Source organism: Ralstonia sp. Ralssp135 (genome assembly GCF_047304345.1).
Lineage (GTDB): Bacteria > Pseudomonadota > Gammaproteobacteria > Burkholderiales > Burkholderiaceae > Ralstonia > Ralstonia chuxiongensis.
The window spans coordinates 84,559-108,199 of the sequence record NZ_JBGLYZ010000004.1; the positions used below are offsets into that span (position 1 = coordinate 84,559).

Here is a 23,641-nt window from a genome sequence, read left to right on the forward strand (position 1 = left end):
CCGCTTGTATCGTAAAATCGCGCCCGTCTCAGGAGAACCCATGAAGCGCATCAACCTCACCCGCTACCTGATCGAAGAGCAGCGCGAGCACAACACCATCCCGGCCGAGCTGCGTTTGCTGCTCGAAGTCGTGGCGCGCGCCTGCAAGGCGATCTCGCACAGCATCAACAAGGGCGCGCTGGCCGGCGTGCTCGGCTCGGCCGGCACCGGCAACGTGCAAGGCGAAACCCAGCAGAAGCTGGACGTGATCGCCAACGAAGTCCTGCTCGAAGCCAACGAATACGGCGGCAACCTGGCCGCCATGGCCTCGGAAGAGATGGAATCGTTCTATGAGATTCCGCACCGCTATCCGAAGGGCGAATACCTGCTGCTGTTCGATCCGCTCGACGGCTCGTCCAACATCGACGTGAACGTGTCGATCGGCACGATCTTCTCGGTGCTGCACATGCCCCAAGCAGGCCAGGCTGTGACCGAAGCCGATTTCTTGCAGCCCGGTGCAAAGCAGGTCGCTGCCGGTTACGCCGTGTACGGCCCGCAGACCACCCTGGTGCTGACCGTCGGTAATGGCGTGCACATGTTCACGCTGGACCGTGAAGTCGGCAGCTTCGTACTCACCAGCCGCGACGTGAAGATTCCGGTCGACACGAAGGAATTCGCCATCAACATGTCGAACATGCGCCACTGGGCCCCGCCCGTGCGCCGCTACATCGACGAATGCCTGGCCGGCACCGAAGGCCCGCGCGGCAAGGATTTCAACATGCGCTGGATCGCCTCGATGGTGGCCGACGTGCATCGCATCCTCACGCGCGGCGGCATCTTCATGTACCCGTGGGACAAGCGCGAGCCGGGTAAGGCCGGCAAGCTGCGCCTGATGTACGAAGCCAACCCGATGGCCTTCCTGGTGGAACAGGCCGGCGGCGCAGCCACCAACGGCGAGCAACGCATTCTGGACATCCAGCCAGAACAACTGCACCAGCGCGTGGCGGTAGTTCTGGGGTCGAAGAACGAGGTGGATCGCGTCACGCAATATCACCTCGAAGCCAAGAAGACGGCGTAACGCCGCCGTGTAAGACTGTTGTTCCGGCGGTTCTTGCAGAACGATAAAAAGTTCTGTTAGAATCGCTGTTTCCGACGCCGCTGTAGCTCAGTCGGTAGAGCAGCGCATTCGTAATGCGAAGGTCACCAGTTCGATTCCGGTCAGCGGCACCAGAATTAAAAAGCCCAGTCTTCATCGACTGGGCTTTTTGCTTTGCGTCTTCCGAAACGAATCACGCCGCCGGAATGCGCAGCTTCTGCCCCGGATAGATCTTGTCCGGATTCGACAGCATCGGCTTGTTGGCTTCGAAGATGGCGGGGTACTTGTTGGCATCGCCGTAGAACTTCTTGGCGATGGCCGAGAGCGTGTCGCCGCGCTCCACGGTGTGCCATTGCGATTCCTCCGACTCGGTGTTGACCGACATCTGGTCATCCACCGACTTGATGCCCTCGACGTTGCCACAGCACAGGATGATCTTCTCTCGCGTGGCTTGGTCGGGCGCTACGCCAAATACCTTGGCAGCATCGCCTTCAACCTGCACTGACAGCGCCGTGGCGCTCAGGCCCTGCTGTGCGATGTAGTCCTGGATGGCTTGGCCCTTGGCATCGTCGGCTGCCTTGGCGGCGTCGGCGTCCGCCGATGCATCGGCCGGCGCGGCCGCAGCGCTGCCGTGGAAGAGCTTCTCGCCAGCCTCTTTGATGAAGTCAAAAAAACCCATAACGACCTCCATAAGTACACAACGGGGAACGGGAAAGCAGAAGGGCATGCCCGGGGGGGCCTGGCCCGTCGCGGCAGTGTAGCCGCTCACCTGCGGTGTCTCCATGACAGTCTCACGCGCAATTGCAAACTTTGCGGCCCGATAAGGCGCTCAAGAGGCGCTTCACCCACTTTGAATGCTGCAACGCAACAAAATCACTGGCACACTGTCTTACCAACATCGAAACCACTTGCGGCCCTTCGGAGAGCACGGGCACCATCGTCCTCATCCGCGCCCATTTCCGCCGCCATGCACCGTACTTGGATGAAATCCATCACCCGGCTAGTCGACGCCCTGACCACGCCGGGCTTTGGCCGCCAGTCATGGCCGCCCAAACCGGTCAAGCCGCTCAAGCCAACCGCACGCCGCGACAGCCCGCGCCGCGTACGCCCCACGCCCACCCAGGGAACCTTCGTGCGCGAACAGTTCATCTACGAACCTGAGTCGCCCGCCGTGGTGGCGCGCCGGCCGGAATACTGGCTCTACACACCGCCTACACGCGGCGGCAAGCCGCCCGCCCTGATGGTGATGCTGCATGGCTGCAAGCAATCGGCAGAAGTGCTGGCGCATGGCACACGCATGAACGCACTGGCAGACCGCGAGGGCTTTATCGTGCTGTATCCGGAGCAGCCGCGCCGCGCGCATCCGCAATGTTGCTGGCATTGGTATGACCCGGAGCACGCCGGCGCGCGCGAGGCCGATGGCATTGCCCAACTGATCGAACAAACCCTCGCGCAAACTGGCGCCGACCCTTCGCGCGTGTATCTGGCAGGGTTGTCAGCCGGCGCGGGATTGGCCGGCCTGATGGCATTGCGTCATCCGAAACTGTTCGCCGCGTTGGCACTGCACTCTGGCCCGGCCTTGGGCGTGGCACGCTCACCGGCGTCTGCATTGAACCTGATGCGTCGCGGGGCCCGCGTCGACGCTGTCGAGGCGCTCTCAAGCGTGGTGAACGTGGCCACCTACCCCGGCATGCCGACGATGCTTCTGCACGGCCTGCGCGACGAGGCCGTCAACCCCGCCAACCAGGCGCAGTTGGCCGCGCAATTCCGCGCACTGAATCATCTGGGCGATGGGGGCAACGTCTCACGTCAAACCACGCGCGGCGAGGGCTATGTCCTGCGCAACGACATGCGTGATGGCGAATGCATCGTCAGCCTGTGCCAACTCACCGCCACGGGCCACGCCTGGAGCGGCGGCGACCCGCGCTATGCCTTCCACGCGCCGGGGCCCGACTCGACGTGGCTTTGGTGGCAATTCGCGCGCCGGCACGTTCGCGACACAGCGCTGGCGGCGTAAGCGCGCGTCAGAGATCAATCGACTGCTGGACGGGGTTGCGTCCCAGCAATTCATCGATCAAGCCATAGCCGCGCGTAAGGCCGGCATCTTCGGCGGCTTCGCGCGTGGGCAGCGGGCGCTCGTCATGCGAGTGGGCGACGAGCGTTTCGACGGCCGACGGATCCGCGCCGGACTCGCAGATGCGCACGACAAAATCCCACTGCGTGGGCCCCTGCCCGCCGTTGTCCGATTTGCGCTCGGCACGGGGAATGGCCAGTACGTAGACGTCGAAGTCTTTGTACAGCTCGGTACGCCAATTCGATTCCATTGTCATGTTGCCTCCCGGAAGACGCCGCAACTTCTCACTTGGCGGTTGCGGCATCGACAGACTTGCCCGCAAAAAACAGGCCGGTAAATGACCGGCCTGTCATTGCATCATCAGCATTCGCCCTTGCGCGCGTGGCCCGGGGGGCAGTGGTAGCGGTCGTCGCGATCCCGGCCACGGCCATGCCAGCGGCCGTCGTCGCCGCGATCCCAGCCACCGTCACGCATCTGCCAGCCGTGCGGACCCTGCTCCCAACGCGGCTCGCGCCAGTGGTAACCCGGTCGGCCATGTTCACGATAGCCGCGACGCCACACATAGCGGCCATCGCGCCATTGCCAGTAACCCGGCACCCATACGTAGCCGGGCTGCAAGACCGGCACAGGCTCGTACTGGGGCGCCGGTGGCGCGTAGGTCGGGCCGATCTGCACGCCGATCGACACTTGTGCCTGTGCAGGCAAAGCGATCGACCCGGCCACACCGGCAGCCGCCAAGCATGCAGCGAGAATCCATGCGTTCTTCTTCATGTGAGGACCTCCTTCTCAAACCAATCGAACTTGAATGGATCGTAGCATCGGGTTCCGCCGTCGCCTCTAGGGTGTTACGCGGCGTTACCTCCGTTACCGGAGGGCGGAAACGTGTTCACGTTTGCGTGACGTTGCGGTCGTTCCTCGCCCAGCCACGCGCAAAACGCCTGCACCACTTCGTCACCAAGATTGCGCGCAGGGCTGTACCAGTAGTAACTGCGTGCGACCAGCGAGAGATTCGGGAACGGCGCCACAAGACGCCCCTCCTCCAGGTCATCCGCGATGAGCGCCGATGGGCCCATCGCGACACCCAACCCATCGATCGCGGCCTGAATCGACAGATAGAAGTGCTCGAACGTAAGCGCATGCGCGGGCCGCAGGTTCGGCACACCTGCCAGCACCAGCCAACTGGGCCACACCGAAGGCAGCGTCTCCGAATGCAGCAGCGTGTGATGCCGCAAGTCGGACGGCGTCGATAGCGGCAAGCGCTCCAGCAACACCGGGCTGCACACTGGAAAGCGGCTCTCGTCCAGAAAGCGCCCCGATTGGAAACCCGCGTGAATCTCCGGCCCGCCGCGAATGATCACGTCGAAATGATCGGGCAAGTCTTCGATCTCTTCGATGGACGTGGTCAGTCGAACCTCCACGCGCGGAAAGCGCATCTGAAACGTCGAGAGCCGTGGAATCAGCCAGCGCATCGTGAACGTCGGGATGCTGTTCACACGGAGGATGCGCACAGCATCGCGGTCGCGCAGCGACTGGCTGGCCGTGCTGATGCGATCAAGCGCTACGCCAATCTCGGCAAGGTAGCGCTGGCCCGCATCGGTCAGTTCCACTCGCCGATTCAGCCTGCGAAACAACGACACACCCAGCCACGCCTCCAGTGCCTGAACCTGACGGCTGACCGCGCCATGCGTGACATTCAGTTCCTCGCCCGCACGCGTAAAACTCAGATGGCGCGCCGCCGATTCGAAGGCGCGCACGGCATTCAGAGGGGGCAGCTTGCGCATGTCGCGTGAGTTTTCTGCACAGATCGAGTCAGTATATATCGATTGTTGATCACACTTTGCAGCGCTACGCTGGCGCCTTCTTGCTCTCGCTGACACAGCATCGAGTGAGAAAAATCGACCCGATTCTCACTTCACGCACATCGTCACCGTGACCCCCGCCGTTATCGCCCTGGTTCTCTGCGCCGCCCTGCTCCATGCCTCATGGAATGCGTTGCTGAAAAGCGGCTCCGACCGCCTGCGCGCCATCACGTTGATGACGTTGGCCTCGGGCGTGGCGGCAACACCGATGGCGATTGCGTTGCCGTTGCCCGCGCCGGCCGCTTGGCCGTATGTTGCGCTATCCGCAGTGCTGCACGTCGGCTACAACGTGTTCCTCGCACGCGCGTATCGGTTTGGCGAGTTCGGGCAGGTGTATCCGATTGCACGCGGATCATCGCCGCTGCTGGTAACGATGGGCGCCGCGCTGTTTGCGGGCGAAATGCCGGGTGTGATTGCGCTGGCGGGCGTGGTGCTGGTAAGCGGCGGCATTCTCAGTTTGGCGCGCGGCCGGAAGGCCGACCTTGGCTCGACGCTGGCGGCGCTCACCACGGGCGTATTCATCGCGTGCTACACGGTGTGCGATGGTATCGGCGCGCGAGCAGCAGGCAATGCAAACGCGTACTCGGCATGGCTGTTCATGCTCGACGGTCTGCCGATGGTGCTGCTCTATCGCGTGTGGAAAGGCCCGTTGAACATCGACCTGCGAGACGCAACTACGCTCAAGACGTTTGGCGGCGGCGTGGTCTCGCTCATCGCGTACGGCATCGTCATCTGGGCCGTGACGCTCGCGCCGATGGGGCCTGTGTCGGCCCTGCGCGAAACGTCGGTGGTGTTTGCCGCGCTGCTCGGCCGACTGTTCCTGAAGGAATCGCTCACGGCGCGGCGTCTGTCGGCCTGCTCGGTGATCGCCTTCGGCGCTTACTGCCTGGGGCACCCGGCTTGAGTACAAAACTCAGGCTGAGCGCGGCGGATATTTGACCTCGAGGACGTCGATCTGCTCGACGCCCGTGGGTGTACGCAGCGGCACCGTATCGCCCTCGCGCGCCTTGATGAGCGCACGCGCAATCGGCGAGATCCAGCTCACGTGCCCGATGTCCAGATCGACCTCGTCCATGCCGACGATGGTGACGGTAGTCTCATCACCACGCTGGTTGACGTAGGTGACCGTCGCACCAAAGAAGATCTGATCGTTGTCGCCCTGCAAGCTGGCGTCGACCACCTCCGCCTTCTCGATACGGCGCGTGAGAAAACGGATGCGACGATCGATCTCGCGCAGGCGCTTCTTGCCGTAAAGGTAGTCGCCGTTCTCAGAGCGATCACCATTGGATGCAGCCCACGACACGATGCCAACCACTTCGGGCCGCTCCGTGTCGATCAGGTGCATCAGCTCGGTGCGCAGGCGCTCGTAGCCCGCTGGCGTGATGTAGTTCTTGGAACCCGGCGGCAAGGGCGCAGCGCCCTCGGGCAGATCGTCTTCGTCATCGCCGGAATCTTCCCGGACGAAAGCCTTGTTCATGATGGAAGCCACGGTGGATCAAGGCTCCATTATAGAAAGCTGGCCCCTCTCGAAGAAAAAGTGAAGAAGGGGGTTCACAAGACCGAAAATCTCTGTATAATCTCATTTCTCGGTTGCGGCTGTAGCTCAGTTGGATAGAGTACTTGGCTACGAACCAAGGGGTCGTGGGTTCGAATCCTGCCAGCCGCACCAACCTAATACGAGAACGAAAAGGGCTTCCAGAAATGGAAGCCCTTTTCTTTTGCCCGCATCCGTCTCGCATACGCGCAATGTCACAGCGCTCTTGCGTTCGGCGCAAGCGAGCCACAAACAAAAAAGGCGAAGCCCTCTGGCCTCGCCTTTTTGTTTTTGCGTGGAGCATCAATCTCCGCCGCGATCTCGCGCGATGCGAATCACATCCGGGTTGCGTCGAAGCGCGCGCATCACATCAGCCAAGTGCACGCGGTCGTGCACCTGGATCAGGAACGTCATATACGTCGCCTCCTGATGACCCTCTTGCTCCATCGATACGTGTGCCACATTGGCGTCGGCCGAGGTCAAATCCGCCGCTACGCGCGCAAGAATACCCTTCGTATTACGCACCAGCACCTTGATTGACACGTCGAACGCACGCGTCGTGTGCTCGGCCCACATGACGTCGATCCAGTGCTCCGGATCCTTGCCATGCAGACGCTTGGCCACGCGGCATTCCTGCACGTGGATCTGCAACCCCTCACCCTTGCCGATGTAGCCGACGATCGGGTCGCCGGGAATCGGGCGGCAGCACGACGAGAACACCATCGCCATGCCTTCGTCGCCGCTGACGGTGACGGCGGGGGCTTCTTCGCCAGCAAAGGTGTGTACGGCCGCCATCAACGCCTCGTCGCCGTCGTGGCCACCTTCCTGCAGAAGGATTTCGAGGCGACGCGCAACCACAGCGGCCACCCGCCGGCCGAGTGCGAGATCCGCGAAGACATCTTCACGCGCCTTGTTGCCTGTCCATTGCACGATGCGTTCCCACACCTGGGCAGACACGGCCTTCATGTCGATGCCGATCTGACGCAGCGCCTGTTCGAGCAAGCGCTCGCCAAGTTGAATCGCCTCGTCAAGCTTGGCCGTCTTGAGGAAGTGCCGGATTGCTGCACGCGCCTTGCCGGTACGTACGAACGTGAGCCACGCCGGGTTCGGCTTCGAGTACGGCGCCGTCACCACCTCGACGATGTCGCCGTTCTTCAGCTCCGTGCGCAGCGGCAGCAACTCGTTGTTGATCTTGACCGCCACGCACTGGTTGCCCAGGTCACTGTGCACCGCGTAGGCGAAGTCCAGCGCCGTGGCGCCGCGCGGCAGTGCACGTATCTCGCCCTTGGGCGTGAACACGTAGACCGCATCCGGGAACAGGTCGATCTTGACGTGCTCCAAAAACTCCTGCGAATCCCCCGTCTGGCTTTGAATATCGAGCAGCGATTGCAGCCACTGATGCGCTTGTTGCTGCGCGCGATCGGGCTCGTCGTGGTGCTGCTTGTACATCCAGTGCGCGGCCACGCCGGCTTCCGCAATCTGGTTCATCTCACGCGTGCGGATCTGGAACTCGACCGGCGTGCCGAACGGGCCCACCAGCGTCGTGTGCAGAGACTGATAACCGTTGATCTTGGGGATGGCGATGTAATCCTTGAACTTGCCGGGCATCGGCTTGTACAGGCTGTGCAGCGCGCCCATCGTCATGTAGCACTGCATCTGCGTGTCGACCACCACACGGAAGCCATACACGTCCAGCACCTGCGAGAACGACAACTGCTTGTCGTGCATCTTGCGGTAGATGCTGTATAGCGTTTTTTCGCGGCCGGTCATTTCAGCCGGGATGCCCGCGTCTGTCAGCGCACGCTGGGCCGTTTCAAGAATGCGGCTCACGACTTCGCGTCGATTGCCACGCGCGGCCTTCACCGCCTTCTCAAGCGTGGCGTACCGGAACGGCGAGCCGATGCGGAAGCTCAGTTCCTGCAACTCACGATAGGTCGTGTTGAGGCCCAGGCGGTGCGCGATCGGCGCGTAAATCTCCATCGTCTCGCCCGCAATGCGGCGGCGCTTTTCCGGCGGCACGTGGTCGAGCGTGCGCATGTTGTGCGTACGGTCGGCGAGCTTGACGAGAATCACGCGCACATCGCGCGCCATCGCGAGCAGCATCTTGCGGAAGCTCTCCGCCTGCGCCTGCTCGCGGCTCTGGAATTCGAGCTTGTCCAACTTGGTCAGGCCGTCGACCAGTTCTGCGACTTTGGGGCCGAACTTCTCGGCCAGTTCGCTCTTGGTCACGCCCTGGTCTTCGATCACGTCGTGCAGCAGCGCCGCCATGATCGACTGCACATCCAGCTTCCAGCCTGCGCAGATCTCTGCCACGGCCACGGGATGCGTGATGTACGGCTCGCCACTCTGGCGGTACTGCCCGAGGTGCGCCTCGTCGGAGAAGTGGAACGCTTCCTTCACCAGCTTGAGATCAGCCGGCTTCAGATACGACAGTTTCTCGGCCAGCCCCGAAATGGAGACGACCTGCTGGCGAGGCGGTGCCGCGGGCTGCGAAGTCGGGCCGAACAGATGCCGATAGGTCTGCTCAAGCACCGCGTCGATGAAAAGGGTGTCAGCGCCCTCGAGCTTGGCCGTCTGCTCAGGTGCCTCGGCGCTTGTGCCCTTGTGCGATTTTGGCGGCAGGGCTGCCCGCTCCCCTACCAGGTCGGCACCACGCGGATCAGGCAAGTTCGGCGCGCCCGTACGAGGCGACGCGGGGCCGGAGCCGGAAGCGGAGGACGGCATGGAAACGATGGAAGCGGTGGAAGACCCGGAAGGACCCGTAGAGACGTCCAGCGCAGGACCGGACGACCTCGCAGACGATTCCACCGACGGCACGTTGTTGCCGTGCGTGGCGGAATGTTGGGTCCTGGGCGAAGAAGCGGGCGAGGTAGGCATGCCGGGGTCTAGTGCGTTCGCGGCTTTCACATCCATGAAAGATCGCCAGAACGATCAGTGACCGAGGCAGCGTACCACGCCAGGTAATGCCAAGTTAATGCGTGTCAGCTCAGGACGGAACCTTCTTGAGCATCTCGATACCAACCTGGCCGGATGCGATTTCGCGCAATGCGGTCACGGTCGGCTTGTCCTTGGCATCGACCTTGGGCGTGTGGCCCTGCACCAACTGACGGGCGCGGTACGTTGCGGCCAATGCCAGTTCGAAGCGATTCGGAATCTGTTTCAAGCAATCTTCGACGGTAATACGCGCCATGAAAACTCCACCTGGTGGCAAATCTTGTTGATCTCGATATTTTAGCAGCAGCGCAGCACTTCCCTCGGACAGCACGGGGGAACGGCCGCTACCACACTTTCGCAATCACGCTGAAAAACGCGATTGCGCTGCTTGCTCAGTGAATGCCCAGCTCGACGAACAGCTCGCCGTGGCGCGCCTTCTGGGCACCGAAGCGCAGACGCGTGGCCTGCACCACGGTGCTCAACTCGGCCAATGCGGTATCGAACACTTCGTTGATGATCACGTAGTCGGCTTCGGGGGCGTGCGCCATCTCGGAGCCGGCAGCCAGCAGGCGGCGCACGATCACGTTGGGCTCGTCCTGACCGCGCTTCTTCAGGCGCTCTTCCAGCGCCGTGAGCGATGGCGGCAGGATGAAGATTTCGACAGCATTGGAAAAACGCTGGTGCACCTGTTGGGCGCCCTGCCAGTCGATCTCGAGCAGCACGTCGGTGCCGGCACGCATCTGTTCTTCGATCCACACGCGTGAAGTGGCGTAGTAGTTACCGTGCACCTCGGCCCACTCGAGAAACTCGCCGCGATCACGGCAAGCCTTGAACTCTTCGACGGTCATGAAGTTGTATTCGCGGCCGTGCTGCTCGCCCGGACGCGGCTTGCGCGTCGTGGCCGAGACCGACAGGCGGATCGACGAATCCTGCGCCAGCAGCGCATTCACCAGCGTCGACTTACCGGCGCCCGACGGCGCCACGACCATGAACAGGCTGCCCGGAAAATGATTCTCGATGGGCGTATCGACGGCAGAGTGCGCTTGAGAGGATGGCATGTTCTAGTTCTATCGTTTCGAGTTATTCGAGGTTCTGGACCTGCTCGCGCATCTGCTCGATGAGCAGCTTGAGTTCCATCGATGCATCGGCAAGCTCCTTCGCGGCGGCCTTCGAGCCAAGCGTGTTTGCCTCGCGGTTCAGCTCTTGCATCATGAAGTCCAGGCGCTTGCCGATCTGGCCGCCCTTCTCCAGGATGTGGCGCGTCTCACGCAAGTGCGCTTGCAGGCGCGAGAGTTCTTCGGCGATGTCGATGCGGATGCCGTAGACGGTGGCTTCCTGGCGGATCCGCTCTGACAGCTCATCGCGCGTCAGCGCCGGGGTGCCCTCGGGCGCAGCCAAGCCAAACGCTTCGCGCAGGCGCTCGGTCAACTTGTCCTGATGCTGCTGGATCAGAACAGGCACCATCGGCGTCAGTTTGTCGACGATGGCGAGCATTGCGTCCGCACGGTCAAGCAGCACGGCCTTGAGCGCATCGCCTTCGCGACGGCGCGATTCCAGAAGTTGCTTGAGCGCCTCTTTGGCAGCCTCGATCACGGCATCGCGCAGCGCGTCTTGCGTCAGTTGGGGCTCGGCCAGGACGCCGGGCCAGCGCAGGATTTCGCCCATGCGCAGCGAACCCGATGCCGGCAGGTGGCGCGTGACCGCCTGCTCCAGTTTGGCAAGTTGTTGCAGCAGGTCCACATTGAGCGCCGCGACATCACTGGCGGCTTCCTGGCGCTGCAGGTTGATTCGGCATTCCAGCTTGCCGCGCGACAGTGCGCTCATCAGCATTTCGCGCAGGGCCGGCTCGAAGGCGCGGCACTCCTCCGGGGCGCGGAACAGCAGATCGAGAAAGCGTGAGTTGACGGTGCGGAATTCGACCGAGACGGTAGCGACGCTCCCGCTGGGTGCGCCATGGGCGTCGGTAAAGGCTGCTTGGCGTGTGGCAACGCCGTAGCCGGTCATGCTGTAGATCATGGAATCCGTGGTGTGTTGTGCTTGGTCGAATCAGGAAATCCGGCGGCGGTTATTTAACGCCCGGAATTGGCGGGGAATCCCCCACCTTTTGTCGCTTTACAACGTGTGGACTGGTCAGGGAGAATCCGACAGCCATTTCGCCACACAAACCCATGACAGAGTCAAAAGGCTCAGGACAGCCACGCAGTGCCCCGTTGCCGGTCGGTACCTTGCTGTCCAATTATCGTATTGTAAAGAAGTTGGCCAGCGGGGGGTTCAGCTTCGTCTATCTTGCGACCGACGAACATGGGACGCCGGTGGCCGTGAAGGAGTATTTGCCGTCTTCGCTGGCGCGTCGTGCGCCGGGCGAATTGATTCCGGTTGTGCCAGAAGAAAGCGGAAGCGCATTCCGCCTCGGGCTCAAATACTTCTTTGAAGAAGGCCGGTCGCTGGCCAAGATTTCCCACCCTGCCATCGTGCGCGTGCTCAATTTCTTCCGGGAAAACGGCACCGTCTACATGGTGATGACGTATGAGCAGGGTAAAACGCTGCAGGAGCACATCCTCACCGCGCGTCAGCAAGGCAAGCTGAAGATGCTGCGCGAGCGCTTCATTCGCCAGGTCTTTCATGACCTGATGAGCGGCCTGCGCGAAGTCCATATCCACAAGCTGCTGCACCTCGACATCAAGCCCGGCAACATCTACCTGCGCGAAGACTTTTCGCCGATCCTGCTCGACTTTGGCGCCGCACGGCAGACGCTCACCGCCGAGGCCTCGCGCTTCCAGCCGATGTACACGCCGGGCTTTGCCGCGCCGGAGCTGTACCGCAAGCACAACGAGCTGGGCCCGTGGACGGACATCTACAGCATCGGCGCCACGATCTATGCCTGCATGGCCGGCACGCCGCCCCAAGAAGCCACGCAGCGCGAGAAAGACGACAAGCTGGAAGAAGGCCTGGAACGCCTGCGCAAGGTCTATACGGCCAGCCTGATCGATCTGGTTGGCTGGTGCCTGAAGATGAAGCCCGAAGAACGCCCGCAGAGTGTGTTCCGCCTGCAAAAGGTGCTGCGCGAAGAAAGCAACGCGCTGACCGAGTTGCAAGCGCTGACCGCTGTCACTCAGGGCGGCCCCGTGCCAGAAGAAAAAGAGGCCTTGACGACACGTTTCATGTCCCGCCTGTTGCGCCGCCGGGACAGTTGACAGCCAGGTTGCCGCCAATAGGCGGAGTATGATTTCAAACGGTGCAACACTAGGCGGGACTTGCCGCTGCACCGCATCTCCACATCGAATACTCATCTAGCCGCAATGCGATTCTCGGTTTATCAGGAAAGCAAAAAAGGCGCGCGACGCGTCAACCAGGACCGCATGGGCTATTGCTTCACGCGCGATGCCATGCTGATGGTGCTATGCGATGGCCTGGGCGGGCATTCCCTGGGCGAAGTTGCGGCCCAGCAAGCCCTGCAGACCATGGCGCGCCAGTTCCAGCGCCACGCACGTCCGTCGATCCGCAATCCGCGTGACTTCCTGCACGAGAGCATCATGCTCGCGCACCGCGACATCCATCGCTATGCCGAGACAAATGGCCTGCCCGATGCGCCGCGCACGACCATCGTCTGCGCGCTGGCCCAGCGCGGCTCGCTGCACTGGGCGCACGCCGGCGATTCGCGCATGTATCTGATGCGCAAGGGCGAACTGGTGACGCGCACGCGCGATCACTCCAAGATCGAGAACCTGCTGCAACAGGACCGTGTGCTGCCGATGCAGGTGGCGCACCACCCCGAGCGCAACAAGATCTACAACTGCCTGGGCTCGCCCAATCTGCCGCTGATCGACATCGGCGGGCCGGTCAACCTGGAGCCGGGCGACGTTGCCATGCTGTGCTCCGACGGCCTGTGGGGCAGCGTGGAGGAAGACGAACTGGTCGATACCTGCACCAGCTTCTCGGTCACGCAGGCGATTCCCGAACTCATTGCCCGCGCGCTGCGCAATGCCGGCGACACCGCAGACAACACCACCGCCATCTCCATGATGTGGGAGCTGGACGCGGTGACCACCACGCAGGATTCGGTGCAGACCGACACCCTCCCCCTGAACGCCTTCACCACGTCCATCCTGGATGCACCGCAAAGCGAATCGGGGCTGATGTCGGAAGAGGAAATCGAGCGCTCCATCGCTGAAATCCGCGCCGCCATCGACAAGACCAGCAATCTGACGCGCTAAGCACGTCGCACCGTCTCCATCCGGCCCGCCCTGCTAAGCGCAGCGCGGGCCGGTATCATGTCGGGCTAACCGTTTTCCTCAGCGAGACCCCACATGCGACCCAGCGGCCGCCAGCCCGACCAACTCCGTCACGTCACCCTCACCCGCAACTTCACGCGCCACGCCGAAGGCTCGGTGCTGGTGTGCTTTGGCGACACGCAAGTGCTCTGCACAGCCAGCGTGCTGCCCAAGGTACCGCCTCACAAAAAAGGCAGCGGCGAGGGCTGGGTGACAGCCGAATACGGCATGCTGCCGCGCTCGACGCACACGCGCTCCGACCGCGAGGCCGCACGCGGCAAGCAGACCGGCCGCACGCAGGAGATCCAGCGCTTGATCGGCCGCGCAATGCGCTCGGTGTTCGATCTGCGCGCGCTGGGCGAACACACGCTGCATCTCGACTGCGACGTGCTGCAGGCCGACGGCGGCACGCGCACGGCCAGCATTACCGGCGCGTTCGTCGCTGCCTATGACGCTGTCTCGGTCATGCGCGAAAAGGGCCAGCTGGTGGGCAACCCGGTCCGCGACTTCGTGGCCGCCGTATCGGTGGGCGTGGTCGATGGCGTACCGGTGCTCGACCTCGACTACCCCGAAGATTCCGCCTGCGATACCGACATGAACGTTGTCATGACGGGCAGCGGCGGCTTTGTGGAAGTGCAAGGCACTGCTGAAGGCACGCCGTTCTCGCGCGCTGAAATGGATGCACTGCTGAACCTGGCAGATCAAGGCATCCGCACGCTGATCGGCCTGCAAAAGCAGGCGCTGGGCCTGTGAACGACACTGCCATGCGCAAGATCGTCCTCGCATCGAACAACGCCGGCAAGCTGGCCGAGTTCAACGCGCTGCTGGGCACCCTCGGGTTCGACGTGACGCCGCAAGGCGCGCTCGGCATTCCCGAGGCGGAAGAGCCTTACGCGACGTTCGTTGAAAACGCGCTCACAAAGGCGCGCCACGCTAGCCGCGCGTCCGGCCTGCCTGCGCTGGCAGACGACTCCGGCATCTGCGTGCATGCGCTGGGCGGCGCGCCGGGCGTGTATTCCGCGCGCTATGCGCAATTGGTGGGTGGGCCGAAATCGGATGCCGCCAACAACGCCCGCCTCGTCCGCGAACTGGCCGGTAAGGCCGATCGCGGCGCACACTATGTTTGCGTACTCGTCTACGTGCGCCATGCAGATGACCCGCAGCCGATCATTGCCGAAGGCAACTGGTTTGGCGAGGTGATCGACACCCCGCGCGGCGACGGCGGCTTCGGCTACGACCCACACTTCCTGCTGCCCGACCTCGGCAAGACCGCCGCCGAACTGACCAAGGCCGAGAAGAACAGCGTGAGCCATCGTGCACAAGCCCTCGCGCAGCTCGTTGAACGGCTGCGCACCTTTGAAAACGCCTGAAGTTCCGATGATCCCGATTCACCCCGCCGGCTCAGCCAAGACGCCTTCCGCAACCGCCGCTGAGACCGGTGACAAGGTCACCTCCGTCTTCCTGCAGCCGGGCAAGATCAGCCTGCCCGCCTCGCCGCCGCTGTCCTTGTACGTGCACGTGCCGTGGTGCGTACGCAAGTGCCCGTACTGCGATTTCAACTCGCATGCGGAGCCGGACCAGGGCATCCCGGAAGAGCGCTTTCTCGCTGCCGTGCGGCAAGATTTGGAAGCTGCGCTGCCGATGGTGTGGGGCCGGCATGTGCATACAATCTTCATCGGGGGCGGCACGCCCAGTTTGTTATCGGCGCAAGGCCTGGACCGCCTGCTGTCGGACATCCGCATGCTGCTGCCGGTCGACGCCGATGCCGAGATCACGATGGAAGCCAACCCGGGCACGTTTGAGGCAGAACGCTTCCGCAGCTACCGCGCCAGCGGCGTGAACCGCCTGTCGATTGGCATCCAAAGCTTCAACGACGCGCACCTGCAGGCGCTTGGCCGCATTCACAGTGCCGCTGAAGCGCGCGCCGCAATCGACATCGCCCGCGCGCATTTCGACAACATCAACCTCGACCTGATGTTCGCCCTGCCGGGCCAGACACCGGCCGAATGCGAGGCCGATGTGGAGGCCGCGTTGTCGTTCGATACGAGTCATGTGTCGCTGTACCACCTGACGCTGGAGCCGAACACGTACTTCGCCAAATACCCGCCCGCGCTGCCGGATGACGACACCGCATTTGCGATGCAGGACTGGATTCACGCGCGGCTGGCTGCGGCGGGCTACGAGCACTACGAGGTATCGGCGTATGCCAAGGCGGGCAAGCGCTGCAAGCACAACCTGAATTACTGGCAATTCGGCGATTACCTCGGCATCGGGCCAGGCGCGCACGGCAAGCTGAGCTTTCCGCACCGGGTCATCCGCGAGATGCGGCACAAGCATCCGGACACGTATCTGCGTCAGGCCGAGACGGCCGGCGGCGCGGCGGTGATGCAGGAGCAGCGCGAAGTCGACGCCGCCGACCTGCCGTTCGAGTTCATGCTGAACGCGCTGCGCCTGACCGACGGTTTCCCGGTCACGCTGTTCCAGGAGCGCACGGGCCTGCCGCTGCGCTCGATCGAGCGTGAACTCGATACCGCCGAGCAGCGCGGCCTGCTCACGCGCGACCATGTCGCCATCCGCCCGACCGAGCTGGGCCAGCGATTCCTCAACGATTTGCAGGAATTGTTCTTGGCTGACGACGAAAACTAACGGTAACCGGTGCCAAGTTGCGACAAGTGCCGTTACAATGGCGCCCTTGCTCGCAACGAGCAGCGCATCACGAAGGAAGCGTGGCCGAGTGGTTTAAGGCAGCAGTCTTGAAAACTGCCGATGGGGTGACCCATCCGTGAGTTCGAATCTCACCGCTTCCGCCAGTCCCTGCCTTGCTACAAGGCAATCCCGATTTCTCCCGCACTCCCTCGCCGCGTCGATTGACAACGCCGTTCTGCAGGCATTTCCACTTGTGCCAGTTGCGGGTCTTCAATAGCGCGTGCCGTGTTAGTGCCGCGCCATTGGCCAAAGCGCATCGGGATCTTCTCCAAGCGCCTTGGCAATGGCCAGACGAACGCGCTTCGCCCCATTGCCCGCGATGGAAGAAGACAGCAATTGCGGCGTGACGTCTTCTAAGCCCAGCTTTTCTGAGAGTTCGCGCAAGGTGGCCTTGCCGAAACGCTCGTTGAGCAGGCGTTTTACGGTGGGTATGGCGCGGGGAAATTCGCGAGGATGGGGCGAGGGCCCTGCTACCTGACTTCCTCTCTTGCGCTCCTTCGGCTCTATTGAATCGACCGGTTGAGGGAGAGGATTCTCGGCCATAGACCGGCCTAGATTTGTTAGAGCTTCAGCTGCGTTTCGGCCTGTGCTGGAGCACATCGTGTCCGGTGCGACCAACACCGCAAAATAGCGTCCACGATCTTGATACAGCCTCACCTTGCAAATCAAATCCATAATATTCGGGCGCTAAATAAAAACGGGCTTACTGATTATTCTTTTTTTAAATGGAATAACCTGACCGCGGCTGCTGCGCGCCGTTAACCGAAGCCAAGAAAGCAAGCGCCGCCCCAAGCCCCCCCGGGCTTGGGGTTGGTCGAGCGCATGAAGACTCTTCCCCATTCTTCAAAAAAGGTACAACTCTTTTTATTTTTCTCTCACCAATTAGCTTATTGGTGAGGGCTTGCGCATCAACGCCGAAGCAATGTCGCCGGATCGCCGACTCGAAGAGACCCGGGAGAATCCGCTTACCCCGTGTCAACGAGTCGGGCTTGGCCTGTGACGGCCAGACGACTTGCTGTTTTCCCCGTTACCCGCCCCGCGTCGGTCCCATGGAACCGCACGGGTGCTGAACATTTTTATTAGGCATGATGCTGACGCCGTATATTGTGGGCAACGATAGCAGACGCTATTCTGACTGGCAGCCTGCTAATTAGAGGGCATGAACCTGCCAGCAGACGCCGCTCGTGCCTGCTGCTTTTTGGTGCAGCGGGCACGGATCAGCATATTCCGGGACGCGGCAAACGCTGGCAGCGCTGTCAATGATCACAGCCTTGTGCAACCGTTTGTCTCTGTCTGGGATTGCAACCCAGCTTGGTCATGCACATCGGCGCCTGGCCATCAGTTCTTTTGTATTGCAACCAAACGCGGCAGACCATGGAAGTCCTCAATGATGTGAGCGCGATCGCTTTGGCCAATAGTCTTCCGGATGGCGTCTTTCTGGTCGACGAGCGTGGGCGGATCCGTCACGCCAACGCGGCCTGGCAAGACCTCCTTGGTTATCGGCCAGCCGAGCTGGTCGGGCAAAGCATGCTTGAACTCGTAGCGCCGGACGACCGCGACAGAACCCGAAGGGAGGCCGGTCGCGTCCAGGCAGGTGCAAAGTGCACCGGGTTCGAGAATCGCTATCGCCACCAGCTTGGCACCGATGTCCAGTTGTCGTGGTCGGCGCAGTGGAGCGTCGAGCACCGACTGCGCATCGGCGTGGCGCGTGACGTCACCGCAACGCGGCCCCTGGCGGAGCAGAGCCACCTGGTGCAACTGCAAGCGCGTCTGGCGCCTCATGAATCCAGGGTATTGCAGCTGTTGTTGACCGAGGCCGCAGAAAAGCAGATTGCGGAACAGCTTGGCCTTGCCGTTTCAACCACGCATTCCTACATCACGAACGTCTATCGCAAGTTCGGCGTGCGCGGCCGCGCTGGGCTGATGAGCCTGTGGCTCAAAGAGATGCAGAACCGCTGACACCCGCCCTCTCCTTCGCCGTGCCTTGGCGAGGGAGCATTTACGCGCCGCCCGATCGGCATCGGGGCTTCTCAGCTTCACGACTTGGCACAAAGAGCGCGCAACCCCTGCGCTATACTGCCGCCCGTCACGCACACAACGTGACCTCGGATTGGCGTCCGGGAATGTTGTAGGCGGGCAACCGCCGGCTGGCGGTTTTTTTGCGCCCGTACATCATGTGCCTCCTTAGGTCGGGCCTTGGTGGGGGAGCGCTCGCGCTCGCCGGTTGCCTACGACGCCGGTACGCCAACTCTGCCTTGTGCCCGGCCACCCCGATTGGCGTCGGGGAGCGGGTATTTCAGCCCGTCGTAGGAGGCATCGACATGCGTCACGCCCTCGCTCGTCCCGAGCAATCGCAATCCCCTTCCCCACAAGCCAGTCGCAAGCCCGAGCGCGAGATTGAATCGCTTCAGCAGCAACGCGCCGACCTCGTGCGAGCGTTGGCAGCGGCCGAAGCATCCGTAAGAACATTCCCCATCGGCTCATCGCAACAAACCAACGCGCGGGCCCGTGTCACGCGTTTGCAGAGAGAATTGCGCCGCTTGAAAGCCGCGCTTGGCACGTCGAAGCGGCATCAGGACGTCGGCGACTTTCTGATCGAGATGTTCCGCGAGCGCGTTTCCCGCAACGAATGGCAGTGCATCGTGGCTGAGGCGCGACGCCGCCATGATTCAAAAGCTGCGGAACGTCAAATCGGACCGCTTGCTGCGGGGCCTGGAGCGCAAAGCTGATATAGTCGCGTCGCCTCCGATTTCTGAACTTTGCGATGTCCCTCGTACTCCGCCGAACCGCCCTCTTGTTCGTTGCCGCAGCCTCGGTTGCAGGCGCCGGCTTCGTCCACGCACAAGCCAGCGCGCCACAAGCGCCGGCAGTGTCCACGGCAGCGTCGGGCGGCACCGTTGCTGAACTACAGCAGTTGCTGGCGCAGAAACGCCTGACCGAACTGCGCACGACCTACAACGGCGACTATGGCACCAGCCTGCTGCTCGTCAACGAAGACACCACGGCCTACGTTGCCCTGTCGTATCGCAAAGAACTGTGGCGTGTGTATAAGTTTGCGTCGGTCGCTCCGGCCGAAGGCGCATATGACACGCTAGCCAGCCAGACCCGCACGTGGGCCGACGATGATCTGCGCCGCGCCGTCACGGCGGGCCAGAAGGCGCAACTGGAGCGCGAAGCCCAGGCAGCTCAGCAGCGTGCCGCATCGCTCAGCCAGGAAGTGCGCATCATGCAGGTGCAGCGCCAGAAGATGCTGACCGAGCAGCAGACCATGCGCCAAGAGACCAAAGCCCTGGACATCGAGCGCCGCGCGTATCAGACCCAGGTCGAATCGCTGCAGCAACAGATCCGCCTGCTGGAAAAGCAACTCAACGATCCGCACTGGTCGCCGGCACCGTAAAGGTCCGCAACATTCACATTCCTGGCCTGGCGCAGAAGCGGCAGGCCAGCGACCTCCCCGCCTTCGATGCAGCCCGCATCGACTTAAGAGCAATCTGATCGACCACCGTTTATCCAACGCTTAGCATGGCGCCTGCTTGCGCAGCCGGCTTTGCTTTGACGTCCGCTGCGGCCATCAGCGGAGACGGATTTTGGAATCCCCCAACTTCATCATCGACGGACACCTGCGCCTACCGGGCCTGGTGCGTATGCCGCCGCCTTTCGGGCCACCGCTCGACGATGCGCAGACCGACGTCGCCACACAGGTCAGTGCGGCCGCCGACCCTGCTGCCAAAACGTGCGGTGAAGCGGGCAAAGCCACCCGCGGCCAGTGGCGTCAACGCATGACCGCGCTCGCAACTGGCACGGCCTGCACATTGGCCGCTGCGCTGCTTGGCTGGCAGACCGGGCAGCATCGGCCGCCAGCCGCAGAGCCGAATCAGACCATTGTGGCCGCCGTCGCCCAGCCGACCACACCGAACGTTCTGCTTGAGAACCTTCCGGCCGAGCCCGTCGCGTCAGCGCAAACCCATGAACCCGAGGAATCCGAAACCGTTATCGCAGCCGCAACGGCGGTCGCGCAGGCTCCCGACATGGCGTTGGACGACGCGGAAGTCACTAGGCCGGTCATCGCTGCTGCATCGACGGTGGTGACGCAATTGCCGGTGAAATCGATCCGGACGCGCATGCTTGTGCGGGTCGTCGAGCCAGCCCCGACGTACGAGTCGGAACAACCAGGCGCACTGCACGACGATGAATCTGCGTTCATCGAATTCGAACCGGCACCGATTGACATGGCGCCAATCGCCTCAGGCTATGCGGCCCCAGGCACGCCGGTGCGCATCGAACTGCAACGGCATACGCGCTTCACGGACTGACCGGCGCGCGCTGCGCCGCCGCGTTGGCTCAGTGCAACTGGCCGCCCGTTTCGCGTACGTCGTGCAACGTGCGCAGCGTTGTCTCGATGGCAATGCGCAGGCCGGTGACGATGGTGTCGTGCGCCATGCTCGGTTGCCCCGGGTGCTTGGCTGCCTGCGACGGCAGATACGGAATGTGGATGAAGCCGCCGCGCGTCGGCAGCTTGTGGCGGACGATGGCATGCATCAGCCCGTAGAAGACGTGGTTGCAGACAAAGGTGCCCGCCGTCTGCGACACCGACGCAGGAACGCCGCCCGCACGCAGTTCGCGCACGATCGCCTTGATCGGCAACGTTGAAAAATACGCGGCCGGCCCGTCGCTTGCGATAGCGATATCGATGGGTTGCTTTCCGGCGTTGTCGGCAATGCGGGCGTCGTCGACATTGATGGCGATGCGCTCGATGGCCATCTCGGCGCGGCCGCCTGCCTGCCCCACCGCGATCACCACCTCCGGCTGCAGCGTCTGCAGCAACTTGCCGAGCACTTTGTTGGACTCACCAAAGATGGTCGGCAACTGGCGTGCGACGATCTCGGCGCCGGCAATTCCTTGGCCATCGAGGGTGCGCACGGCTTCCCACGACGGATTGAGGGGTTCGTTCTCGAACGGATCGAAACCGGTGACGAGGACGGTAGGCATGACGTTCTCCTGCGTGCTGCGTAAGACTAAAACGATGATAAACGTCCGTCGAACATCATGCCCAAGCGCGTTGCGGCGTCAGTTTGCCTTGCTGCGCTTGTTCTCGAAGTTCAACAGGATGTCGACTTCTTCCGTGCCCGCGGTGTGCAGCCATTCGCGCGTCAGACGCTCGCCCAGGCGGCGCATGTCGCCCTGCAGCGTCACGTCCGGATTGAGCACGCGCACGCCAGTCTTGGCGAGCTCGGCCTCATCGCGCTCATAGGTCTGGCGGCTGGCGTCCCAACCCCGCGTTTCGTAATCCTTGGCGAGCTTGAGCACGGCCTGCTGCATCGCAGGCGGGAGCTTGGCGAAGCGCGCCTCGTTGACGAACACGGCGTTCTTCGGGATCCACGCATTGACCTTGTAGTAATAGGTCATGCGCTGGCCAGCCTTCGTCTCCAGACCGGTGGACGGCGAGGTGACCATGGTGTCGATCCGGCCGCCTGCAATCGCGGCGGTCAAGTCGGCGGCCTCCACCTGCACGGCCTGCGCACCGTACAGCTCGGCAATGCGTTTTTGCGCCGCGTTATAGGTGCGCAAACGATGTCCCTTCAGGTCGGACAAACGGGTGATCGGTGTTTCGGAATACAGGTTCTGCGGCGGCCAGGGCACGGCGTACAGCAGGCGCAATCCGTTGGCCTTCATCAGCGCTTCGATGTGGCTGCGCGAGGCATCCCACAGCAGGCGCGCATCGTTGTAGCCCGACACCACGAAGGGAATCGAATCCACGCCGAAGAGCGGATCGCGCTGGGCCAGCGTCGAAAGCATCACCTCGCCCGCCTCAGCCTTGCCGTCCTTGACGCCATCAAAGATGGCGGCCGGCTTGAGCAGCGTGCCGTTCGGATAGACGTCAAGCTTGAGCCCGCCGTTGGTGGCGCTGCTGACGGCGCTGGCGAAGGCCTGCAAGTTTTGCGTATGGAAATTGAGGGCCGGATACGGCGTGGCCACTCGGAGCGTTTCCGCGCGGGCTTGCGCGGCGGAAATCAGCGACAGGGCGCTAACTGCAAGAACACAAAGAAAGCGGCGTCCCGACATGGAACGGCCGCTCGTCATCTGGCTGCTCATGAATCCCCCCGGAGAAAGAGCACGATGCGAGGTCTACGACCGCATGCCCTTGTCTCGCGGGCAGCGATCGCGCTTGGTGGCGTCGGCGGGCGAAGACCCGCCGCGTGACGCACACCGCACGCGACGCATTAAACACGATTAGTGAAGCATCAGGAAGTACAAGAGCAGGATATTGGCTGTAAGCAACAGCAGCGCGGTCGGGACTTGCGCTTTGATCACAGCGTTCTTATCGGACAACTCCAGCAGCGCAGCCGGCACGATATTGAAGTTGGCCGCCATCGGGGTCATCAACGTGCCGCAGTAGCCCGAGAACATGCCTACGGCCGCCATCACCGCCGGGTTGCCATGGAACACGCCCACCAGGATCGGCACCCCCACGCCGCCCGTCATAACCGGGAAGGCAGCAAAGCCGTTGCCCATGATGACGGTGAACAGCGCCATGCCCACGCAATAGACAACGACCGCAACGAGGCGATAGTCCATGTTGATGTAGGCGGTGGTCAGGTGCGCGACAGCCTTGCCCACGCCGGCATCGGCAAAGACGAGACCCAGCATGGCCAGCATCTGCGGCAGCACCAGCGCCCAGCCGAGCGACTCCGTCAGCCGACGCGATTCACGCATGGCTTGCACCGGCGTGTCGCGTGTCAACCAGCACGCCAGCGCGAGCGAGATGATGCAGCCCAGGCCCAGCGAGACAAAGGTCTGGTTCTTCGGATCCAGCAGCAAATCGCCACCGATCTTGATGTCCTTCAGGAACACGCTGCCGATGACGGTGACCAGCGGAATGGTCAGCGCCGGAATGAACAGGCGGTTGCCCAAGCGTTTGGCGGATGCACGGCGCTCTTCTGCCGGCAGTTCGCCATGCTTGCCCAGTGTCACGCCGCCCGTGCCGGCCAGCAGTGCCATCAACACGGCGCCGACGCCCACCGCGATCGGCGGGATCTTGTCGCCAACGAGAAAGATGACGGCGAAGATCGCCCAGAACAGGCCCGTCGTCCAGCGACGCGGGTGGTTCTTGTCGGCAAAGGTCATCAGCGCAGTGATCGTCAGGATGATCCCGGCCAGCCAGTACAGATAGTTGATCGACAGAATCAT

The 23,641-nt window shown here is 62.7% G+C and carries 26 protein-coding genes and 3 tRNA genes; 16 read left to right on the plus strand and 13 right to left on the minus strand.

The features are described 5' to 3' along the window. Positions 1–40: 40 nt before the first annotated feature. Both ACCD03_RS05115 and ACCD03_RS05120 read left to right on the plus strand, forming a co-directional pair. Positions 41–1,057, plus strand: a complete 1,017-nt coding sequence (locus tag ACCD03_RS05115; RefSeq protein WP_325651717.1) for a class 1 fructose-bisphosphatase — start codon at positions 41–43, stop codon at positions 1,055–1,057. Between the two features lie 76 nt (positions 1,058–1,133). Continuing rightward, positions 1,134–1,209 (plus strand) — tRNA-Thr (locus ACCD03_RS05120). A 59-nt stretch (positions 1,210–1,268) separates the two neighbouring features. Here ACCD03_RS05120 and lysM read toward each other — a convergent pair. Continuing rightward, positions 1,269–1,754 carry a peptidoglycan-binding protein LysM gene (gene lysM / locus ACCD03_RS05125; protein ID WP_009241111.1) on the minus strand — a complete coding sequence of 162 codons (486 nt, stop codon included), beginning with the start codon at positions 1,752–1,754 and terminating at the stop codon, positions 1,269–1,271. A 303-nt stretch (positions 1,755–2,057) separates the two neighbouring features. Between lysM and ACCD03_RS05130 the strand changes: the two genes are divergently transcribed. Next, a complete protein-coding gene (locus ACCD03_RS05130; protein ID WP_325651719.1) occupies positions 2,058–3,092 on the plus strand; it encodes a PHB depolymerase family esterase in 1,035 nt (344 codons plus the stop codon). Positions 3,093–3,099: 7 nt separating this feature from the next. Here ACCD03_RS05130 and ACCD03_RS05135 read toward each other — a convergent pair whose 3' ends face one another. From ACCD03_RS05135 to gcvA, 3 genes are all read right to left on the minus strand, one after another. Next, positions 3,100–3,405, minus strand: coding sequence for a hypothetical protein (locus tag ACCD03_RS05135; RefSeq protein ID WP_325651721.1), 306 nt, complete (start codon positions 3,403–3,405; stop codon positions 3,100–3,102). A gap of 104 nt (positions 3,406–3,509) precedes the next feature. Then, complete coding sequence (locus ACCD03_RS05140) at positions 3,510–3,920, minus strand: YXWGXW repeat-containing protein (RefSeq protein ID WP_045206145.1); 411 nt, start codon at positions 3,918–3,920, stop codon at positions 3,510–3,512. Between the two features lie 74 nt (positions 3,921–3,994). After that, positions 3,995–4,930: a transcriptional regulator GcvA gene (gene gcvA, locus ACCD03_RS05145; RefSeq protein WP_325651723.1), complete on the minus strand. Its 936-nt coding sequence runs from the start codon at positions 4,928–4,930 to the stop codon at positions 3,995–3,997. Between the two features lie 148 nt (positions 4,931–5,078). Here gcvA and ACCD03_RS05150 point away from each other — a divergent pair, with 148 nt between their 5' ends. Next, positions 5,079–5,912 carry a DMT family transporter gene (locus tag ACCD03_RS05150; protein WP_325651725.1) on the plus strand — a complete coding sequence of 278 codons (834 nt, stop codon included), beginning with the start codon at positions 5,079–5,081 and terminating at the stop codon, positions 5,910–5,912. A gap of 9 nt (positions 5,913–5,921) precedes the next feature. On the opposite strand, the gene greB is transcribed toward ACCD03_RS05150, so the two are convergent. Next, positions 5,922–6,485 (minus strand): transcription elongation factor GreB, encoded by a 564-nt coding sequence (gene greB / locus ACCD03_RS05155; RefSeq protein WP_325651727.1) that lies wholly within the window; start codon positions 6,483–6,485, stop codon positions 5,922–5,924. A gap of 115 nt (positions 6,486–6,600) precedes the next feature. Between greB and ACCD03_RS05160 the strand changes: the two genes are divergently transcribed. Continuing rightward, a tRNA-Arg gene (locus tag ACCD03_RS05160) sits at positions 6,601–6,677 on the plus strand. A 168-nt stretch (positions 6,678–6,845) separates the two neighbouring features. Here the strand turns inward: ACCD03_RS05160 and ACCD03_RS05165 are convergent. Beyond that, a complete protein-coding gene (locus ACCD03_RS05165; protein WP_413411011.1) occupies positions 6,846–9,266 on the minus strand; it encodes a RelA/SpoT family protein in 2,421 nt (806 codons plus the stop codon). Between ACCD03_RS05165 and ACCD03_RS05170 the strand changes: the two genes are divergently transcribed. Beyond that, positions 9,265–9,480: a hypothetical protein gene (locus ACCD03_RS05170; protein ID WP_413411012.1), complete on the plus strand. Its 216-nt coding sequence runs from the start codon at positions 9,265–9,267 to the stop codon at positions 9,478–9,480. The genes ACCD03_RS05165 and ACCD03_RS05170 overlap by 2 nt on opposite strands. A 48-nt stretch (positions 9,481–9,528) precedes the next feature. Here the strand turns inward: ACCD03_RS05170 and rpoZ are convergent, their stop codons facing one another. From rpoZ to ACCD03_RS05185, 3 genes are all read right to left on the minus strand, one after another. Then, entirely contained in the window at positions 9,529–9,732 is a 204-nt protein-coding gene (rpoZ, locus tag ACCD03_RS05175) for a DNA-directed RNA polymerase subunit omega (protein WP_004630929.1), read from the minus strand. Between the two features lie 136 nt (positions 9,733–9,868). Next, complete coding sequence (gene gmk / locus ACCD03_RS05180) at positions 9,869–10,534, minus strand: guanylate kinase (RefSeq protein ID WP_045206140.1); 666 nt, start codon at positions 10,532–10,534, stop codon at positions 9,869–9,871. Between the two features lie 22 nt (positions 10,535–10,556). Continuing rightward, a complete protein-coding gene (locus ACCD03_RS05185) occupies positions 10,557–11,492 on the minus strand; it encodes a YicC/YloC family endoribonuclease (RefSeq protein ID WP_260771749.1) in 936 nt (311 codons plus the stop codon). A 152-nt stretch (positions 11,493–11,644) separates the two neighbouring features. Here ACCD03_RS05185 and ACCD03_RS05190 point away from each other — a divergent pair, with 152 nt between their 5' ends. The 6 genes from ACCD03_RS05190 (at position 11,645) to ACCD03_RS05215 (ending at position 16,557) form a co-directional block, all read left to right on the plus strand. After that, entirely contained in the window at positions 11,645–12,670 is a 1,026-nt protein-coding gene (locus tag ACCD03_RS05190) for a serine/threonine-protein kinase (protein WP_024975228.1), read from the plus strand. 105 nt (positions 12,671–12,775) lie between these two features. Further along, on the plus strand, positions 12,776–13,690 hold the full coding sequence (locus tag ACCD03_RS05195) for a PP2C family protein-serine/threonine phosphatase (protein WP_045206137.1): 915 nt from the start codon (positions 12,776–12,778) through the stop codon (positions 13,688–13,690). Positions 13,691–13,783: 93 nt separating this feature from the next. Next, complete coding sequence (gene rph, locus ACCD03_RS05200) at positions 13,784–14,500, plus strand: ribonuclease PH (RefSeq protein WP_232040571.1); 717 nt, start codon at positions 13,784–13,786, stop codon at positions 14,498–14,500. An 11-nt stretch (positions 14,501–14,511) separates the two neighbouring features. After that, entirely contained in the window at positions 14,512–15,117 is a 606-nt protein-coding gene (gene rdgB, locus ACCD03_RS05205) for an RdgB/HAM1 family non-canonical purine NTP pyrophosphatase (RefSeq protein WP_253537866.1), read from the plus strand. A gap of 7 nt (positions 15,118–15,124) precedes the next feature. After that, complete coding sequence (gene hemW, locus ACCD03_RS05210; protein WP_413411013.1) at positions 15,125–16,393, plus strand: radical SAM family heme chaperone HemW; 1,269 nt, start codon at positions 15,125–15,127, stop codon at positions 16,391–16,393. A gap of 74 nt (positions 16,394–16,467) precedes the next feature. Beyond that, positions 16,468–16,557: transfer RNA gene (locus ACCD03_RS05215), tRNA-Ser, on the plus strand. A 124-nt stretch (positions 16,558–16,681) separates the two neighbouring features. Here ACCD03_RS05215 and ACCD03_RS05220 read toward each other — a convergent pair. Continuing rightward, positions 16,682–16,996 carry a hypothetical protein gene (locus ACCD03_RS05220; protein WP_253537879.1) on the minus strand — a complete coding sequence of 105 codons (315 nt, stop codon included), beginning with the start codon at positions 16,994–16,996 and terminating at the stop codon, positions 16,682–16,684. 831 nt (positions 16,997–17,827) lie between these two features. Here ACCD03_RS05220 and ACCD03_RS05225 point away from each other — a divergent pair. From ACCD03_RS05225 to ACCD03_RS05240, 4 genes are all read left to right on the plus strand, one after another. Then, positions 17,828–18,412, plus strand: coding sequence for a PAS domain S-box protein (locus tag ACCD03_RS05225; protein WP_325651740.1), 585 nt, complete (start codon positions 17,828–17,830; stop codon positions 18,410–18,412). Between the two features lie 362 nt (positions 18,413–18,774). Next, positions 18,775–19,182 (plus strand): hypothetical protein, encoded by a 408-nt coding sequence (locus ACCD03_RS05230; RefSeq protein WP_413411014.1) that lies wholly within the window; start codon positions 18,775–18,777, stop codon positions 19,180–19,182. A 35-nt stretch (positions 19,183–19,217) separates the two neighbouring features. Next, positions 19,218–19,850, plus strand: a complete 633-nt coding sequence (locus ACCD03_RS05235) for a DUF2968 domain-containing protein (RefSeq protein WP_413411015.1) — start codon at positions 19,218–19,220, stop codon at positions 19,848–19,850. Positions 19,851–20,040: 190 nt separating this feature from the next. Next, complete coding sequence (locus ACCD03_RS05240) at positions 20,041–20,766, plus strand: ribonuclease E (RefSeq protein WP_413411016.1); 726 nt, start codon at positions 20,041–20,043, stop codon at positions 20,764–20,766. 28 nt (positions 20,767–20,794) lie between these two features. On the opposite strand, the gene pcp is transcribed toward ACCD03_RS05240, so the two are convergent. From pcp to ACCD03_RS05255, 3 genes are all read right to left on the minus strand, one after another. Then, a complete protein-coding gene (pcp, locus tag ACCD03_RS05245) occupies positions 20,795–21,442 on the minus strand; it encodes a pyroglutamyl-peptidase I (RefSeq protein ID WP_413411017.1) in 648 nt (215 codons plus the stop codon). A gap of 78 nt (positions 21,443–21,520) precedes the next feature. Continuing rightward, a complete protein-coding gene (locus ACCD03_RS05250; RefSeq protein WP_413411018.1) occupies positions 21,521–22,546 on the minus strand; it encodes a TRAP transporter substrate-binding protein in 1,026 nt (341 codons plus the stop codon). A 138-nt stretch (positions 22,547–22,684) separates the two neighbouring features. Beyond that, entirely contained in the window at positions 22,685–23,641 is a 957-nt protein-coding gene (locus tag ACCD03_RS05255) for a DUF979 domain-containing protein (protein ID WP_253537890.1), read from the minus strand.

Coding starts and splice junctions, on each gene's coding strand:
- ACCD03_RS05115 (WP_325651717.1), top strand. CDS start 41: ATGAAGCGCATCAACCTCACCCGCTACCTGATCGAAGAGCAGCGCGAG.
- lysM (WP_009241111.1), bottom strand. CDS start 1,754: ATGGGTTTTTTTGACTTCATCAAAGAGGCTGGCGAGAAGCTCTTCCAC.
- ACCD03_RS05130 (WP_325651719.1), top strand. CDS start 2,058: ATGAAATCCATCACCCGGCTAGTCGACGCCCTGACCACGCCGGGCTTT.
- ACCD03_RS05135 (WP_325651721.1), bottom strand. CDS start 3,405: ATGACAATGGAATCGAATTGGCGTACCGAGCTGTACAAAGACTTCGAC.
- ACCD03_RS05140 (WP_045206145.1), bottom strand. CDS start 3,920: ATGAAGAAGAACGCATGGATTCTCGCTGCATGCTTGGCGGCTGCCGGT.
- gcvA (WP_325651723.1), bottom strand. CDS start 4,930: ATGCGCAAGCTGCCCCCTCTGAATGCCGTGCGCGCCTTCGAATCGGCG.
- greB (WP_325651727.1), bottom strand. CDS start 6,485: ATGAACAAGGCTTTCGTCCGGGAAGATTCCGGCGATGACGAAGACGAT.
- ACCD03_RS05170 (WP_413411012.1), top strand. CDS start 9,265: ATGGAAACGATGGAAGCGGTGGAAGACCCGGAAGGACCCGTAGAGACG.
- ACCD03_RS05165 (WP_413411011.1), bottom strand. CDS start 9,266: ATGCCGTCCTCCGCTTCCGGCTCCGGCCCCGCGTCGCCTCGTACGGGC.
- rpoZ (WP_004630929.1), bottom strand. CDS start 9,732: ATGGCGCGTATTACCGTCGAAGATTGCTTGAAACAGATTCCGAATCGC.
- gmk (WP_045206140.1), bottom strand. CDS start 10,534: ATGCCATCCTCTCAAGCGCACTCTGCCGTCGATACGCCCATCGAGAAT.
- ACCD03_RS05185 (WP_260771749.1), bottom strand. CDS start 11,492: ATGATCTACAGCATGACCGGCTACGGCGTTGCCACACGCCAAGCAGCC.
- ACCD03_RS05190 (WP_024975228.1), top strand. CDS start 11,645: ATGACAGAGTCAAAAGGCTCAGGACAGCCACGCAGTGCCCCGTTGCCG.
- ACCD03_RS05195 (WP_045206137.1), top strand. CDS start 12,776: ATGCGATTCTCGGTTTATCAGGAAAGCAAAAAAGGCGCGCGACGCGTC.
- rph (WP_232040571.1), top strand. CDS start 13,784: ATGCGACCCAGCGGCCGCCAGCCCGACCAACTCCGTCACGTCACCCTC.
- rdgB (WP_253537866.1), top strand. CDS start 14,512: ATGCGCAAGATCGTCCTCGCATCGAACAACGCCGGCAAGCTGGCCGAG.
- hemW (WP_413411013.1), top strand. CDS start 15,125: ATGATCCCGATTCACCCCGCCGGCTCAGCCAAGACGCCTTCCGCAACC.
- ACCD03_RS05220 (WP_253537879.1), bottom strand. CDS start 16,996: ATGGCCGAGAATCCTCTCCCTCAACCGGTCGATTCAATAGAGCCGAAG.
- ACCD03_RS05225 (WP_325651740.1), top strand. CDS start 17,828: ATGGAAGTCCTCAATGATGTGAGCGCGATCGCTTTGGCCAATAGTCTT.
- ACCD03_RS05230 (WP_413411014.1), top strand. CDS start 18,775: ATGCGTCACGCCCTCGCTCGTCCCGAGCAATCGCAATCCCCTTCCCCA.
- ACCD03_RS05235 (WP_413411015.1), top strand. CDS start 19,218: ATGTCCCTCGTACTCCGCCGAACCGCCCTCTTGTTCGTTGCCGCAGCC.
- pcp (WP_413411017.1), bottom strand. CDS start 21,442: ATGCCTACCGTCCTCGTCACCGGTTTCGATCCGTTCGAGAACGAACCC.
- ACCD03_RS05250 (WP_413411018.1), bottom strand. CDS start 22,546: ATGAGCAGCCAGATGACGAGCGGCCGTTCCATGTCGGGACGCCGCTTT.
- ACCD03_RS05255 (WP_253537890.1), bottom strand. CDS start 23,641: ATGATTCTGTCGATCAACTATCTGTACTGGCTGGCCGGGATCATCCTG.